Source organism: Roseibium sp. (genome assembly GCF_051016195.1).
In the GTDB taxonomy this organism is placed as follows: domain Bacteria; phylum Pseudomonadota; class Alphaproteobacteria; order Rhizobiales; family Stappiaceae; genus Roseibium.
In genome coordinates this window covers 2,742,898-2,756,230 of sequence record NZ_CP134616.1, presented here as the reverse complement: position 1 = coordinate 2,756,230, position 13,333 = coordinate 2,742,898, and the positions used below count along the sequence as shown (strand labels likewise).

Genomic DNA, 13,333 nt, shown 5'->3' with positions numbered 1-13,333 from the left:
ATCTCCCAGGCCGGTGATTTTTCGATGGACATCGTAATTGTACAAATGTACTCTCGTCAATCATGAATGATATGAATGTATCAAAAACCGGATTGAAAGCCCCGCAGACGGTGCTTGAAGACCTCGCATCCGAGCTCGAGGAACTGACACCTGAGCTGCGCAAGGCCGCCAGCTATGTCCTTGAAAACCCGAATGATGTCGGTGTGAGCTCTATTCGCGAGATTGCAGATGCAGCCGGGGTCAAGCCGAACACTTTCGTGCGCATGGCGCGCTCGGTCGGTTTCGACGGTTACGAGGATTTTCGTCATCCGTTCCGCGAAGCGATCCGCAGCCGTGGTACAGACTTTCCAGACCGGGCGCGCTGGCTGCAATCGCTGGCCAAGGAAGGGCAGCTCGGCGCATTGTTTGCGGAAATGGCTGCCTGCGCGATCTCGAACGTCGAGAACACGTTCGCCGCAACCGATGCCAACGCGATGAAGGCGGCGGCCGATGCCATCGTGAATGCCCGCCACACCTACGTGCTTGGCGTCGGCGTGAACAACTCCAACGCACGCAATTTCTCCTATCTCGCTGATATGGCGGTCGACACGATCTGGACCATTCCGAGGATGGGCTCTGTTGCAACGGACGATCTGGCGCGGGCGGATAAGCGGGACGTGCTCGTTGCCATGACCTGCAAACCCTATCGGACCGATGTCATCGCGGCCGTGGAGACGGCGCGCGAACAGGGGCTCACGATCGTCGCCATCTCCGACAGCCCGGCCTCGCCAATTGTCGTCGGAAGCGACCATGCGTTCGTCGTCGATGCCGAAACACCTCAGTTCTTTCCCTCGTCCGTCTCGACAATCGCCTTGCTGGAAACACTGCTGGCCTTCGTCATCGCCGATGCGCCCGAGGACGTCATTTCCAGCATCGAACGCTTTCACACCCGCCGCCACACGATGGGGCTCTACCAGGAAGAGTGGAAGGACCGCTCATGAATGTTCACAGCCAGCTGACCCATTCGCTCGAAGCCCGCTACTACACGGACCCGGATCATTTCAAACGGGAAAAAGACGGGTTGCTGGCACGAACGTGGCAATTCGCCGGGCACATCTCGCAGCTCGAGAAACCGGGTGACTATTTCACGGTGGATATCGCAGACGAAAGCATCATCTGCCTGCGCGACCGGGACGGTGTGCTCCGGGCCTACTACAACGTCTGCCAGCACCGGGCACACCAGCTGGTACAGGGCGAAGGCAACACCAAGCTCCTGGTTTGCCCCTATCACAGCTGGACCTACGAACTGACCGGTGGCCTGCGTTCCGGCCCAAATGTGCGCGCTGTTCCAGGTTTCGACCGCAGCAAGATATGCCTGACCTCCGTGCGCATCGAAGACTTCTGCGGCTTCCTGTTCGTCAATCTCGACCCGGATGCAAAACCGATGAACGACTGGTTTCCGAACGTGCGTGAGGAATTGCGCGCCTTCGTACCGCAGATAGATCGTCTGAAGCCTCTCGAATGGGTGGAAATTGCCGAGAACTGCAACTGGAAAGTCTCGGTCGAAAACTATTCGGAATGCTATCACTGCCCCATCAACCATCCCACATTCGCAACCGGCGTGGTCAAGCCCGAGACCTATGATATCCAGCCACAAGGATACTGTCTCCGTCACACGACCGAATGCCAGAACCTCGACAGGATGACCTACGATATCGATCTGGATGCCAATGAACACGCAGGTGACTATTCCTCCTGGTTCCTGTGGCCGCTGTTCTCGTTCCAGGTCTATCCGGGCAACATCCTGAACACTTATCACTGGCGCGCGGTCGACGTTGATCATGTGATCGTCTGGCGCGGCTGGTACACCGTGGACGGTGTCGACAGCGAAACCATCCGGCGGCTCGCCGTGCAGGACCGCTCCACGACAGTCGAAGAGGACATCTACCTCGTGGAAGCGGTTCAGAAGGGCCTGCGCAGCCGCGGCTACAAACCCGGCCCACTGGTGTTAGACCCGGCTAGCGGCGTGAATTCGGAACATTCCGTTCAAACCCTTCAGAACTGGATGCGGGAAGCCTGATGTCTGCGCCCGGGTCCGAAGTCCAAGGCATGCCGCTGGAATGGACCGAGGACCAGAAGCTGTTTCCGCACCAGGTCGGGTTCACCTGCCCTCCCCATGACTGGGATGCCGCCCCGACCGACTTCCTGCGCATTGCCCCGGGAAGCGTGGGTGTCCACGGCTGGATGCTTCATGTGCCCGACTACCGGCACCGGCTCGATCAGCGCACGCAGAATTTTGCCATGCTCGAGGACTTCGCGTCGGTCATGGCCAACAATGGCGCTGATGTCTGTGCGCAGGTCGGATCAAACTGGGTACACGCCTCGGGCATGGGTGTTCAGGGAATTGGAGACTTCTGCGCGCGGCTCAGCGATACCCATGGCCTCGCCTTTCACATGGCCGGCTACGCGATGGTCGAGGCACTGCGCGAAATGAACGTGGAAAAGGTCGCCCTCAACGCGGTTTACCACTGGCCGGAGTGGTGGCAGGGAACGGTGAGTTTCCTGAAAGAAGCGGGCTTCGACGTGCTGTGGGCCGGGAATTTTGTCGATCAGGGCTGGTTCAAAACCCAGGAGGATGTGAACCGGCAAAGATGGATCTTCGAGGGCGATCTTGCCCGGCGCAGCTTCGAGTATGTCGCCGAACAGGCCCCGGAAGCCGATGCCTATCTTGCCAACGGCATGGTCAACTTCCGGACCGGGCAGAATGGCCAGCCGCAGCGCATGCTGCACCTGACACCTGAGCTCGAAGACCAGCTCGGCAAACCGGTCATCGCCCACGACACCGCCCTCTACTGGCGCATCTTCCGCTCGCTCAAGTTGGCGCCGGAAGGCAGCCACGGGCAATTGCTGGAAAGACTCCATGCATAAGATCGTTGCTCTTTGGGCCGTACCCCGGTCAACGTCCACCGCCTTTGAATGGATGATGCGCCAACGCGGCGATCTGGATTGCCTGCACGAACCCTTCGGCGAAGCGTGGTATCAGGGCGCAGAACCGCTGTGGCCGAGATGGCAGCCAGGCGACAGGACAACACCGGGTCTGACCCTGGAAAGCGTCTGGGAGGATATTCGGGCGCGGGCTGCGGCAGGACCGGTCTTCATCAAGAACTTCCCGCATTATGTCAGCCACATGTGGGATCGAGAGTTCCTGGGCAATTTCACCCATGCGTTCCTGATCCGCGATCCGGCGCTCACGATCACATCGATGTACGATAAATGGCCCGACTTCGACAGCGCGGAGGTCGGCTTTCCGGAGCAGCGGGCGCTGTTCGACCTGCTACATGCCCTGGACGGCAAGGCCCCGCCCGTGATTGACAGTGACGACCTTCTGGAAAATCCGGAAGGCACGGTGAAGGCCTTTTGCGACGCCGTTGGCATACCGTTCATTGCCGACGCGCTCACCTGGGAACCAGGGGCTGACACCGCACAATACAGCTGGTGGGACGGTGGTTCCTTCCACGCCAATCTCAAGAACTCGACGGGGCTTCGGCCGCAAAGGCGGCGCTATGTCGAACTGGACGATGCGCCTGAACGTGTGCGGCACGTCCACCGGCGCATGAAACCGCATTACGACAGACTTCATTCTTACAGGATCAGGGTGCAGTGACGGATATTCCGGCCTATTGGCACAACTTTATCGACGGCGACTACTGCGAGGGTGGCGCCGGACATATCGAGGTTCTCGATCCCTCGACCGGTGAGCGGGTTGCGGACCAGGCGCTTGCGGACGAAAGTGATGTCGACCGCGCGGTCTCCGCAGCTGAGACCCTGAGTGCAAGCGGCGCCTGGTCGGACCTGCGTCCGGTGGAGCGCGGTCGCGTCGTTCGAAAGATGGGAGAGTATATCCTCGACCGGATCGGCGAGATCGCTCCGGTCCTGACACGCGAAGCCGGCAAGCCGCTTTGGGAAGCCCGACTCGAGCTTGAAGGGGCAGCACGCTACTTCGAGTACTACGGCAACCAGGCGGAGACCATGGAAGGCCGCTCCATTCCTCTCGGCGGCGGCTATTTCGATTTCACCACCCACGAACCCTTCGGCGTCTCTGCCCAGATCATCCCCTGGAACTACCCCATGGAAATGACGGCGCGTTCGTTGTCGGCCGCGCTTGCGGCCGGCTGTTCCGTTGTCGTGAAGACACCTGAACTCGATCCGCTCACCAACCGCTATTTTGCCGATGCAGCGCTTGCCTGCGGCCTGCCCAATGGTGCTCTCAACATCCTCTGCGGGCTCGGCAAGGACACCGGCGCGGCCCTGACCGCCCATCCCGGCGTCAATCAGATCGTCTTCACCGGCTCGGTTCAGACCGGAACGGCCATCGCGACTGCGGCGGCGCGGAACGTCGTGCCCTGCGTTCTCGAACTGGGCGGCAAGTCCGCCGCCATCGTCCACGACGATGCCGATCTGGATGCGTTTTTGTCCGACGTCCGCTGGGGCATCTATTTCAATGCCGGCCAGGTTTGTTCCGCCATGTCCCGCGTCGTCGCCCATGAGCGGATACACGACAGGCTGGTCGACGGCATCGTCGCCATGGCGGAGGACCTTGACGTCGGCGACGGCCTCGGGTTTCCGGACTTCGGCGCAAACATGGGCCCGATGATCTCCGAAGCACAATGCCAGCGCGCGGCCGGCATGGTCTCGAACGCCGAGCGCGACGGTGCGCGTGCGGCAACGGGCGGGCGGCGGATGAACCGGCCCGGCTACTTTCTCGAACCGACGGTGCTCACCGGCGTGACGCCCAACATGACGATTGCCAATGACGAAGTGTTCGGGCCGGTTCTGTCCGTCCTGAAATTCCGCACCGAGGAAGAAGCCATCCGGATCGCCAACGGGACACCGTATGGTCTTGTCGCCGGTGTCTTCACCTCCGACATCGATCGCGCAATGCGCGCAACAAAAGGTCTGCGCGCCGGTCAGGTCTTCGTCAACGAATGGTACGCGGGGGGTGTCGAAACCCCCTTTGGTGGTTTCGGCAAATCCGGCTACGGTCGCGAAAAGGGCCGCGAAGCGCTGCTCAACTACGTTCAAACAAAAAATGTCGCGATCAAGCTGAGGTAAGAGATGGATCAGGATCTGTTCGAAAAGGGACTGGAACAGCGCAAGGCAACACTTGGCGCTGAATATGTCGAAAACAACCTGGCCAAGGCGGATGACTTCACCCTGCCCTTCCAGGAGGCAATGACAGCCTGGTGCTGGGGTTTCGGCTGGGGCGACGACACCATCGACGCAAAGACGCGGTCCATGATGAACCTTGCGATGATCGGCGCGCTCGGCAAGATGACCGAGTGGGAAATCCACTGCCGGGGCGCCATCAACAACGGTGTCACCAGGAAGGAGATCCAGGCCATCATCCACGTGGTGGGGATCTATTGCGGTGTGCCGCAGGCCCTGGAATGCTTCCGCGTCGCCAGGAAAGTGCTTGAAGAACAGGAAGCCGCATAGCGTCATCGCAGCGCGGATGCGGCAATCGCACGCGGGCTGCGGATAGCGCTCCTCTCAGGCCAAGTTTGAGTTGGATTTTTGTGCATTTTACGCTATTTTTTCCCAAAGCCTGGGAGGAAATGCATAAATGGACGGATTCTGGAGCGTCCTGGGCGGGGCATTTGCCCTCGTCTTTGCACTTGATCCGAATCTTCTGGAAATCATCGGCCTGTCCTTGCGGGTCACACTGACGGCTGTCTTTTTTGCCTGTCTGATCGGATTTCCGCTTGGCGCTGCCGTCGGGGTCTTCCGGTTTCCCGGAAGGACATTCCTCGCCATTTCACTCAATGCACTCATGGGACTGCCGCCGGTCGTGGTCGGACTCGTTGTCTACCTGATGCTGTCGGCGTCCGGTCCGTTCGGCCCGCTCCGCCTTCTTTACACGCCGAGCGCGATGATCATCGCGCAGATGATCATTGTCACACCCATCGTTGCCGCGCTGACGCGCCAGGTGGTCGAGGACCTCAATCGCGAATACGCTGAACAGTTCGCATCGCTTGGTGTCGGTGCATTGGACCGGTTGCTGTCCCTGCTCTGGGACGCCCGCTACAGCCTGTTGACCGTCGCCCTGGCCGGGTTTGGCCGGGCAGTTGCCGAGGTTGGTGCCGTCCTGATCGTCGGTGGCAACATCAATCACGTGACCCGCGTGATGACCACGACAATCGCGTTGGAAACCTCAAAGGGAAATCTGCAGCTTGCACTCGCGCTCGGTGTTGTTCTTCTGGCAATCGCCTTCTCGGTGACGGCATGCGTCATGGCCCTGAAGGCCTCTGCCGTGAGGGCCGCCTATGCGTGACGCCGGTTTCGATATGCCTGCCGCACCCTCCGCCTCGCTCCAGTCGCTTGCGCCCGAGCCGCTTCTGGACGCGCGCGGCCTTGTCTTCGAAGCCGGTGGACAGCGGCTTCTGGACGGTGTCGATGTGTCAATCCGAAAGGGATCACGGACCCTGGTCATGGGACCGAACGGCGCGGGCAAGAGCCTGCTCCTGCGCTTGCTGCACGGTCTGATTCAGCCGCAGCAGGGTTCGCTTTCGTGGCAGGGACATCCGCTCACGAAACAGGCCCGTCAGGCACAGGCCATGGTGTTTCAGCGCCCGGTCCTGTTGCGCCGGTCCGTTCTTGCCAATCTGAGATTTGCGCTTTCTGTGCGCGGCCTGCGTGGTTCGGAGCGTGCGAGGAAAATCGACGCGGCCCTCGCCTCAGCCGGTCTTGCCCACCTCGCGAAACGCCCGGCACGCGTGCTTTCCGGCGGTGAACAGCAGCGCCTGGCCGTCGTCAGGGCACTCGCCTGTGAACCGGACCTCCTGTTTCTGGACGAGCCGACGGCAAATCTTGATCCGGCCTCGACGGCTGCGATCGAAAACCTCGTGCTTGAAGCGAGTTCCCGAGGCGTCACCATCGTTCTTGTCACCCATGATACCGGTCAGGCGCACCGCCTCGGCGAGGACGTCATCTTTCTCCAGGATGGCGTAGTCGCCGAAACAGGGTCTGCCCAGCAGGTCCTGAACAACCCTCAAAGCGAACCGGCGCGCGCATGGCGCGACGGCCGGCTTTACCTTGGCCCCAACACCCGGTCTCTGGCGCAAACCTTAAGGAGGACATCTTGATCAGACGCCTGTTGAGCCTTGCGCTTGCAACATTTGTTTTCGGTGCAGCGACTGTCTCTTCCGCATTTGCCGACGAGAAATTCATCATCGTTCAATCGACAACCTCCACCCAGAATTCGGGCCTGTTCGACACTATTCTTCCCACCTTCCGTGACAAGACCGGGATCGAAGTCCGGGTTGTTGCCGTCGGCACGGGACAGGCGATCCGCAACGCCGTCAATGGCGACGGTGACGTGCTTCTCGTGCATTCAAAGCCGTCAGAAGAAAAATTCGTCGCAGACGGGTTCGGCGTCTCCCGCGCCGATGTCATGTATAATGACTTCGTGATCGTCGGCCCTGCGTCCGACCCGGCAGGTATCAAGGGCAGCCGCGACGCGGTCGACGCTCTGCCGAAGATCGCGGAGAGCGAGACGCCCTTCGCCTCGCGTGGTGATGACAGCGGCACACACAAGGCAGAGCTTCGCCTTTGGCAGGCTGCAGACATTGATGCAGCAGCGGCATCAGGAACCTGGTACCGGGAAACCGGCTCGGGCATGGGCTCCACCTTGAACACCGCCATCGGCATGGATGCCTACGTCATGACGGACCGGGCGACCTGGATCGCGTTCGGCAACAAGGGCACGCACGAAATCATGGTTGAGGGCGATCCGCGCATGTTCAACCAGTATGGCGTGATCCTGGTGAATGCCATGAAACATCCGCATGTCAAAGCCGATCTCGGCCAGGTCTTCATTGACTGGCTCCTGTCGAAAGAAGGCCAGGGCGCGATCGCGGATTACAAGGTCGACGGGCAGCAGCTTTTCTTTCCCAACGCCAATGATGGCTCCAGCTGACCGCGGTTCAATGGACGCGAATATGCCGAGCATGCCGGGCATCGCACACGGGACTGTGACCCGTCCGTGATTGTTGACGTCCGCGTGAATGCGGCATGGTGTTTCCAACGAACCTGGAGACGGCATGCTGAAGAAACTCATCCCGGCAGTTCTTGCACTTACATGTACGAGCCCCGCAATGGCCGTCGTTCTCGGTGGCGAAATTGTCGATCAGCGCGGCAACGGCAAATTTGTCCTGCTGAATACGGGTACGCCCTTCAGCGTCGGTGCCGACAACTTCAACACAGACAACCTTTATGCGTTCGATGAAGATCAGAACATTGTTCTCACCGAACCGATACGTGTCGATTTCGGAGGAGACAACGGCATCATCCGGCAAGGCGAAACCATCGCAAGCCACTATGTCTTCTTCGACAGTTTTGCAGGCGTCCACTACGGCTACGTGGATTTCGATGCACCCGTCCTGGGGATCGCTGCGTTTCAGGACACGATGGCGGCGACCGATTTCCTTGCTAACAATGATGTGAACTACATCAGTACGGAACTGCGCGGGCTGGAGCCGGGTGACCGGGTCTGGGTCGACGGTCAGAACCCCAATCGCCTGTGGGTCTTCTGGGCCGGTTCTTCACCCGGTGACTATATCCGGGTCTTCACGGAAAAATCGCTTGGCGCGATGATGTGACACGGGACGCGTTTCCCGGTTTCACCAAACCCTGCGATTGCACATCTGAAGGCCAATCGACAATCGCGTTCGCCAATTATCCAAGCAACTTGCGGCAGTCCAGATCCTCGAATGCGAGAAACCATCGTTCCAGGTGCGACCACCAGCTTGCATGCGTGTTGTCAGTGCTGTGCAGAAAAATCGGAACAACCACGTTGCACATATGGCCGAGCCGGTAATCATGCCAAAGTTCTTCCCATGACACGAGCGAACTCGCACCGGCATTGTAGGCCTGAAGGTAACTCTTCAGCAGATTGACTTCATGGAGGGCACGCCTTTGGGGATACCAGTGCATGGCGATCATCAGGGAAAGATCCAGACCGGGAAAATCGACCCTCCAGTCTTCCCAGTCGATCAGGATGGCACTGCCATTTTCCCCGTCCCTTGGGTATAAAACGTTCCAGAAGTGTGCGTCCCCGTGAATACGGGTGACGGGTCTCCCGCTCTTGTAACGATCTGCTTTCAAAGCCGGAATGCGCTCACAAACCTGCACCAGAAGCGCGGCGCGATCCGCCGACAGGCGATCGCCGAGCTTTTCCAGGAACCCCGGCAGCAATTCGCAAACGTGTTGGCCCAGGACGCGTTCGCGACTGTTGAGATCCGCTGTTGCGGACTGGGCCCAATGTGCGTGCAACGTGGCAAGAGAGCGTACCGCCAAATGGCAACGGGACAGTGTCGGAGGCATCGGCCACGGTGTTGCGACATGGGTCGCCGAAAGATCTTCCAACAGGACGCAGGTCGCACCGCTGGACGGGTTGACCAACGAAGCCAGGCAGGCCGCCAGCGGCAAACCGGAAACAGGTGCTGCCGCATAGAAGACCTGTTCGCCCGGAAAGAGATTTGAAAGCGGATCCGGATCCTGCCTGATTTTCAGAAAAAGCTCCGTCGGCAATTCAATCGTCGGGTCGGCGAATTCGGCTTTGACAAAAGCAGTGTCTGCAACGTTCCATTTTGTGCAGGAGGAGACCGAGAACTCCTTGACCTGGACCGAACCATGGCCGCCATGCCTTGAAAGCACATCGGACAGCCATTCTGCGTCAAGGTCGAGTGGCGAACGTGGAATTGAAACAGGCACGGAAACAATCGGCGGACGGGTTGGGAGCGATCTCACGATCGGCAGAAAGAAGCGGCCTGAAAAGCTTCCCGGCAAGAGCGCGAGCAGTCGGCCTCCCCTGCGACCTGAAGCGCTACTCCCCCAGTCTCACGGAGGAACTGCTGCCCTGTTCGGCGCTGGAGAAGCCTGCGCGATCGAGGACCTGGCTGGCACCGATCGAAATGACCACGATTGCGGCAAAGGCCGCGAGCATAGCTCTCATTGTGTTTCTCCGTTCTTGTTCTGCGAACTCGCAGCCGCTTTCAGATAGTTGACCAGGTCACTCCGGTCCTCAGGCTTCGCAATCACCTGCATTGGCATTTTCGAGCCGGGGATGAAGTGATCCGGGCCATCCAGAAAAAGCTGATCAATCGTTTCTTCCGTCCAGATGATATCAGACCCGGTCAGGGTTTCCGAATAGGGATAGTCCGGCAAAGTACCCGCGCGCCTTCCGAAAACCTCATAGAGGCTTGGCCCCGCCTTGCGTGCGCTGCCCTCTGTCAGGGCGTGGCATATGGAACACTTGCGCGCAAACTGGCGTTCACCATTCGACATCTGCTCCGGCTTTCGCAGGAATTTCGGCGTTTCCTTCGCCATCGGATCGAATTTCCCAAGTCCGGCAACGGGCCAGGAATAGACGATGTCCTCTATCCCGCCGGCGTGCAGAACCTCGCCGTCCTTTGAAAAGGCGAGCGCCCAGATCGGTCCCTTCAAGGCCGCCTTGAAGTCGGATTCGATCGTCCAGGTTTCCGTATCGAAAACGGTTATGTAGCCATGCCCGTCCCCGGTCGCCAGCCGCTTGCCGTCCTCGCTGAGAGACATGGCGAGTATCGGCCGCCGTTCCAGCGTGAAGTCGTGAAGCCGGTCCCCGCTCTCAATGTCAACGATGCGTGTGACACCATCCTGCGATCCATAGGCCACCCAGGTTTCGTTGCTGTTTTTGCCGCCAAGCGCCAGCACGTTCACACCGAACCCGTTTCGGACAATCACCCGCTTTTCTGCCTTGGCCGCGACATCCCAGAGTATGATGGAGCCATCAACGGACGCTGAATAAAGCCAGGCCCCGTCCGCCGAAAATGCGACCTTGTTCACGCCTGCACTATGACCGCTCAGGAAGACCGGCTCACCGCCCTCCACGGGCCACAGTCCGATTTTCGCGTCCCAGCTTGCGCTGGCGATCATCTTGCCGTCGGGAGACACCGCCAGACCCATGACCTTCGCCGTGTGGCCCTCTCGCCTCCGTTGGGACCCGTCTTCAAGGTTCCACAGGATCAGCGCGTTGTCATCACCGGCCGACACTACGAGATCGTCATTGACGAAGCGCACCACCTTGACCGCAGCCTCGTGTCCGTCCAGCCAGTCCGGTTTCCGCCCGGACCAGACCCCGACCGCATTGTCGAAACTTGCCGTTGCAACGCGCCCGCTGTCCCGGGACACGGTGATGTCCATGACAGGTCCGCCATGCCCCTTGAGCGTCTCGAAATCAGCAGCGTTGGCAGCCCCGCCCGGCACCATCATCATGAGACAGAGCAGGCGCAGAAGCACATCCCTGCACGCAAGATAGGGGTCGGCTAGGCTCACGATCCGCATCGCCGACAACCCTACTCAGCAGGAACCGCGTTCTTGCCCGGAGCTTTCGCCGTGCGTTCAGCCTCTTCGACTTCCTTGACCCACAGGCCGTGGTGCTCACGCGCCCACTGCAGCTCGACCTCGCCGGACCCCATGGCATCGTAGGCGCCTTCCATGCCGACCGAACCGATATAGATGTGAGCGAGGATCATGGCGATCATCAGGAAGGCGACGATCGTGTGCCAGAGCTGGGCGTATTGCATTTCCTCATGCGGCGCGAGTTCGGTCGGCAGGGTACCGAGCCCGACCAGCTGCGGCAGACCGAGATTGTTCAGGAATTCGAAGGTCTTGGCGAACATCGGGAAATCGAAGGGGAACAGCAGCGAGATGCCCGAGGCGGAAATCGATGCCCCCAGAACGATCACACCCCAGAAAATCATCTTCTGGCCGAAGTTGAATTTCTTTGCCGGAGGGTGCACGCCCTTTTTCAGCAGCCCGCCACCGACCGCGATCCATTTCAGATCCGTCTTGTTCGGAATGTTGTGAACCACCCACATGAAGAAAACCATCACAAGGCCGAGCATGAACGCCCAGGACACGTTGTTGTGGACCCATTTGGACGCCAGCGCGATCGGCGCGTAAGCATCCTTTCCGAGCAGCGGGATGATGGCGACCCGCCCGAAAAGGACGATCAGACCTGTAACGGCAAGCAATACGAAGCTGCCGGCGAGCAGCCAGTGTCCGAACCGTTCGATCACTTTGAAACGCGTAATGGTTTGGCCGGTCTTTTCGCCGTCGATCCGGATCCGGCCGCGAAGCAGATAAAAAAGGACAAGAAAGGCAAGCGTGCCCGCGAGGAGATAGGCACCGTAAAGCTTCAATGGCCCGTTTCTGATTTCGAGCCAGCGCATGCCGCCATCCTGCATCAGAACGGTCGCTTCCTTGCCGCCGGACGAGACCGTGATATCGGCGGAGCCGAAGCGCAGAGCGCGCCACAATTCGGGATCAGACACCCCGCCAAGCGTTCCCAGCTGATTGGTCATGCCGGCAGCCGAATTCGGATCGCCAGTCGCGTTGCTCCTGAATTCGTTTTCAACCTTCTCGCCGCGCTGACGCTTCATGATGTCTTCAAGCGTCTGCGCACCTCCGGTCGCGCTCCGATCTGCCTGCGGCGGTTCCTGTGGCTGCTCCTGGGCAAATGCCGGGGACAGTATTGCCAGAAGAACAACAACGGCCAAAGCCAAGCGTTTCATAGCCGGATCCTCATTCCTTGTGCAGCGTTTCAGCTTTGCAGAGATGAAGAGGGCGGCATGTTTGCCGCCCCGTTCAGATTTTTTAAGGAGGGAACGGAATGGTCCGGCGACAGACCCCCTCTGCCGCCGCCGGACACAGACCGGTTTACCCGCCCCTTTGACCGTAGGCGGAGCCCCAGCCCCAGGCGCCGGAGCCGAAGCCACGGGCAACCACACGCTCGCGGTAGATGGCGGACACGACGTCGCCATCACCGGCAAGCAGGGCCTTGGTGGAGCACATCTCCGCGCAAAGCGGCAGCTTGCCTTCCGCAATACGGTTTGCACCATATTTTGCGCGTTCGGCAGTCGAGTTGTTTTCTTCCGGACCGCCTGCACAGAAGGTGCACTTGTCCATCTTGCCGCGCGATCCGAAGTTCCCGGCCTGCGGGAACTGCGGGGCGCCGAACGGACAGGCGTAGAAGCAGTAGCCGCAGCCAATGCAAAGATCCTTCGAGTGAAGAACCACACCTTCTTCGTTCTGGTAGAAACAATCGACCGGGCACACCGCCATGCAGGGTGCGTCCGAACAGTGCATACAGGCCACGGAGATCGACCGTTCGCCCGGGCTGCCATCATTGATGGTCACGACCCGGCGGCGATTGATCCCCCACGGCACTTCATTTTCATTCTTGCAAGCCGTGACACAGGCATTGCACTCAATGCATCGCTCAGCGTCACAAAGGAATTTTGCTCTTGCAGCCATT

15 protein-coding genes are annotated in these 13,333 nt (G+C 59.8%); 10 read left to right on the top strand and 5 right to left on the bottom strand.

From position 1 onward, the window contains the following. The first annotated feature begins 71 nt into the window (after positions 1-71). The 10 genes from RDA78_RS12755 (at position 72) to RDA78_RS12710 (ending at position 8,636) form a co-directional block, all read left to right on the top strand. Entirely contained in the window at positions 72-980 is a 909-nt protein-coding gene (locus RDA78_RS12755; RefSeq protein WP_434055679.1) for a MurR/RpiR family transcriptional regulator, read from the top strand. After that, positions 977-2,059, top strand: a complete 1,083-nt coding sequence (locus tag RDA78_RS12750; protein WP_434055678.1) for an aromatic ring-hydroxylating oxygenase subunit alpha — start codon at positions 977-979, stop codon at positions 2,057-2,059. The genes RDA78_RS12755 and RDA78_RS12750 overlap by 4 nt, the downstream gene beginning before the upstream one ends. Further along, positions 2,059-2,907 carry a hypothetical protein gene (locus RDA78_RS12745; protein ID WP_434055677.1) on the top strand — a complete coding sequence of 283 codons (849 nt, stop codon included), beginning with the start codon at positions 2,059-2,061 and terminating at the stop codon, positions 2,905-2,907. The genes RDA78_RS12750 and RDA78_RS12745 overlap by 1 nt, the downstream gene beginning before the upstream one ends. Then, positions 2,900-3,643 (top strand): hypothetical protein, encoded by a 744-nt coding sequence (locus RDA78_RS12740; protein ID WP_434055676.1) that lies wholly within the window; start codon positions 2,900-2,902, stop codon positions 3,641-3,643. Before RDA78_RS12745 ends, RDA78_RS12740 begins: the two co-directional genes overlap by 8 nt. Further along, the gene (locus tag RDA78_RS12735; protein ID WP_434055675.1) at positions 3,640-5,091 is read left to right on the top strand and encodes an aldehyde dehydrogenase family protein; all 1,452 of its coding nucleotides are present in this window, start codon (positions 3,640-3,642) and stop codon (positions 5,089-5,091) included. Before RDA78_RS12740 ends, RDA78_RS12735 begins: the two co-directional genes overlap by 4 nt. A 3-nt stretch (positions 5,092-5,094) precedes the next feature. Next, positions 5,095-5,475 (top strand): carboxymuconolactone decarboxylase family protein, encoded by a 381-nt coding sequence (locus RDA78_RS12730; RefSeq protein WP_434055674.1) that lies wholly within the window; start codon positions 5,095-5,097, stop codon positions 5,473-5,475. 127 nt (positions 5,476-5,602) lie between these two features. Then, the gene (locus RDA78_RS12725) at positions 5,603-6,310 is read left to right on the top strand and encodes an ABC transporter permease (RefSeq protein WP_434055673.1); all 708 of its coding nucleotides are present in this window, start codon (positions 5,603-5,605) and stop codon (positions 6,308-6,310) included. Continuing rightward, positions 6,303-7,121: an ATP-binding cassette domain-containing protein gene (locus tag RDA78_RS12720; protein ID WP_434055672.1), complete on the top strand. Its 819-nt coding sequence runs from the start codon at positions 6,303-6,305 to the stop codon at positions 7,119-7,121. The genes RDA78_RS12725 and RDA78_RS12720 overlap by 8 nt, the downstream gene beginning before the upstream one ends. Then, positions 7,118-7,954, top strand: coding sequence for a substrate-binding domain-containing protein (locus tag RDA78_RS12715; RefSeq protein ID WP_434055671.1), 837 nt, complete (start codon positions 7,118-7,120; stop codon positions 7,952-7,954). Before RDA78_RS12720 ends, RDA78_RS12715 begins: the two co-directional genes overlap by 4 nt. A 124-nt stretch (positions 7,955-8,078) precedes the next feature. Beyond that, positions 8,079-8,636 (top strand): hypothetical protein, encoded by a 558-nt coding sequence (locus RDA78_RS12710; RefSeq protein ID WP_434055670.1) that lies wholly within the window; start codon positions 8,079-8,081, stop codon positions 8,634-8,636. 76 nt (positions 8,637-8,712) lie between these two features. Here the strand turns inward: RDA78_RS12710 and RDA78_RS12705 are convergent, their stop codons facing one another. The 5 genes from RDA78_RS12705 to fdh3B form a co-directional block, all read right to left on the bottom strand. After that, entirely contained in the window at positions 8,713-9,750 is a 1,038-nt protein-coding gene (locus RDA78_RS12705; protein WP_434055669.1) for an aminoglycoside phosphotransferase family protein, read from the bottom strand. A gap of 112 nt (positions 9,751-9,862) precedes the next feature. Further along, a complete protein-coding gene (locus RDA78_RS12700) occupies positions 9,863-9,991 on the bottom strand; it encodes a hypothetical protein (RefSeq protein ID WP_306144911.1) in 129 nt (42 codons plus the stop codon). Then, positions 9,988-11,349 carry a c-type cytochrome gene (locus tag RDA78_RS12695; protein ID WP_434055668.1) on the bottom strand — a complete coding sequence of 454 codons (1,362 nt, stop codon included), beginning with the start codon at positions 11,347-11,349 and terminating at the stop codon, positions 9,988-9,990. Before RDA78_RS12695 ends, RDA78_RS12700 begins: the two co-directional genes overlap by 4 nt. A gap of 20 nt (positions 11,350-11,369) precedes the next feature. Beyond that, positions 11,370-12,590: a formate dehydrogenase subunit gamma gene (locus RDA78_RS12690; RefSeq protein WP_434055667.1), complete on the bottom strand. Its 1,221-nt coding sequence runs from the start codon at positions 12,588-12,590 to the stop codon at positions 11,370-11,372. A gap of 145 nt (positions 12,591-12,735) precedes the next feature. After that, entirely contained in the window at positions 12,736-13,332 is a 597-nt protein-coding gene (gene fdh3B, locus RDA78_RS12685; RefSeq protein ID WP_306144908.1) for a formate dehydrogenase FDH3 subunit beta, read from the bottom strand. Between the last annotated feature and the right edge of the window lies 1 nt (position 13,333).

Excerpts from the sequence above, each read along its gene's own strand:
- RDA78_RS12755 (WP_434055679.1), top strand. The coding sequence starts at position 72 with ATGAATGTATCAAAAACCGGATTGAAAGCCCCGCAGACGGTGCTTGAA.
- RDA78_RS12750 (WP_434055678.1), top strand. The coding sequence starts at position 977 with ATGAATGTTCACAGCCAGCTGACCCATTCGCTCGAAGCCCGCTACTAC.
- RDA78_RS12745 (WP_434055677.1), top strand. The coding sequence starts at position 2,059 with ATGTCTGCGCCCGGGTCCGAAGTCCAAGGCATGCCGCTGGAATGGACC.
- RDA78_RS12740 (WP_434055676.1), top strand. The coding sequence starts at position 2,900 with ATGCATAAGATCGTTGCTCTTTGGGCCGTACCCCGGTCAACGTCCACC.
- RDA78_RS12730 (WP_434055674.1), top strand. The coding sequence starts at position 5,095 with ATGGATCAGGATCTGTTCGAAAAGGGACTGGAACAGCGCAAGGCAACA.
- RDA78_RS12725 (WP_434055673.1), top strand. The coding sequence starts at position 5,603 with ATGGACGGATTCTGGAGCGTCCTGGGCGGGGCATTTGCCCTCGTCTTT.
- RDA78_RS12720 (WP_434055672.1), top strand. The coding sequence starts at position 6,303 with ATGCGTGACGCCGGTTTCGATATGCCTGCCGCACCCTCCGCCTCGCTC.
- RDA78_RS12710 (WP_434055670.1), top strand. The coding sequence starts at position 8,079 with ATGCTGAAGAAACTCATCCCGGCAGTTCTTGCACTTACATGTACGAGC.
- RDA78_RS12700 (WP_306144911.1), bottom strand. The coding sequence starts at position 9,991 with ATGAGAGCTATGCTCGCGGCCTTTGCCGCAATCGTGGTCATTTCGATC.
- RDA78_RS12690 (WP_434055667.1), bottom strand. The coding sequence starts at position 12,590 with ATGAAACGCTTGGCTTTGGCCGTTGTTGTTCTTCTGGCAATACTGTCC.
- fdh3B (WP_306144908.1), bottom strand. The coding sequence starts at position 13,332 with ATGGCTGCAAGAGCAAAATTCCTTTGTGACGCTGAGCGATGCATTGAG.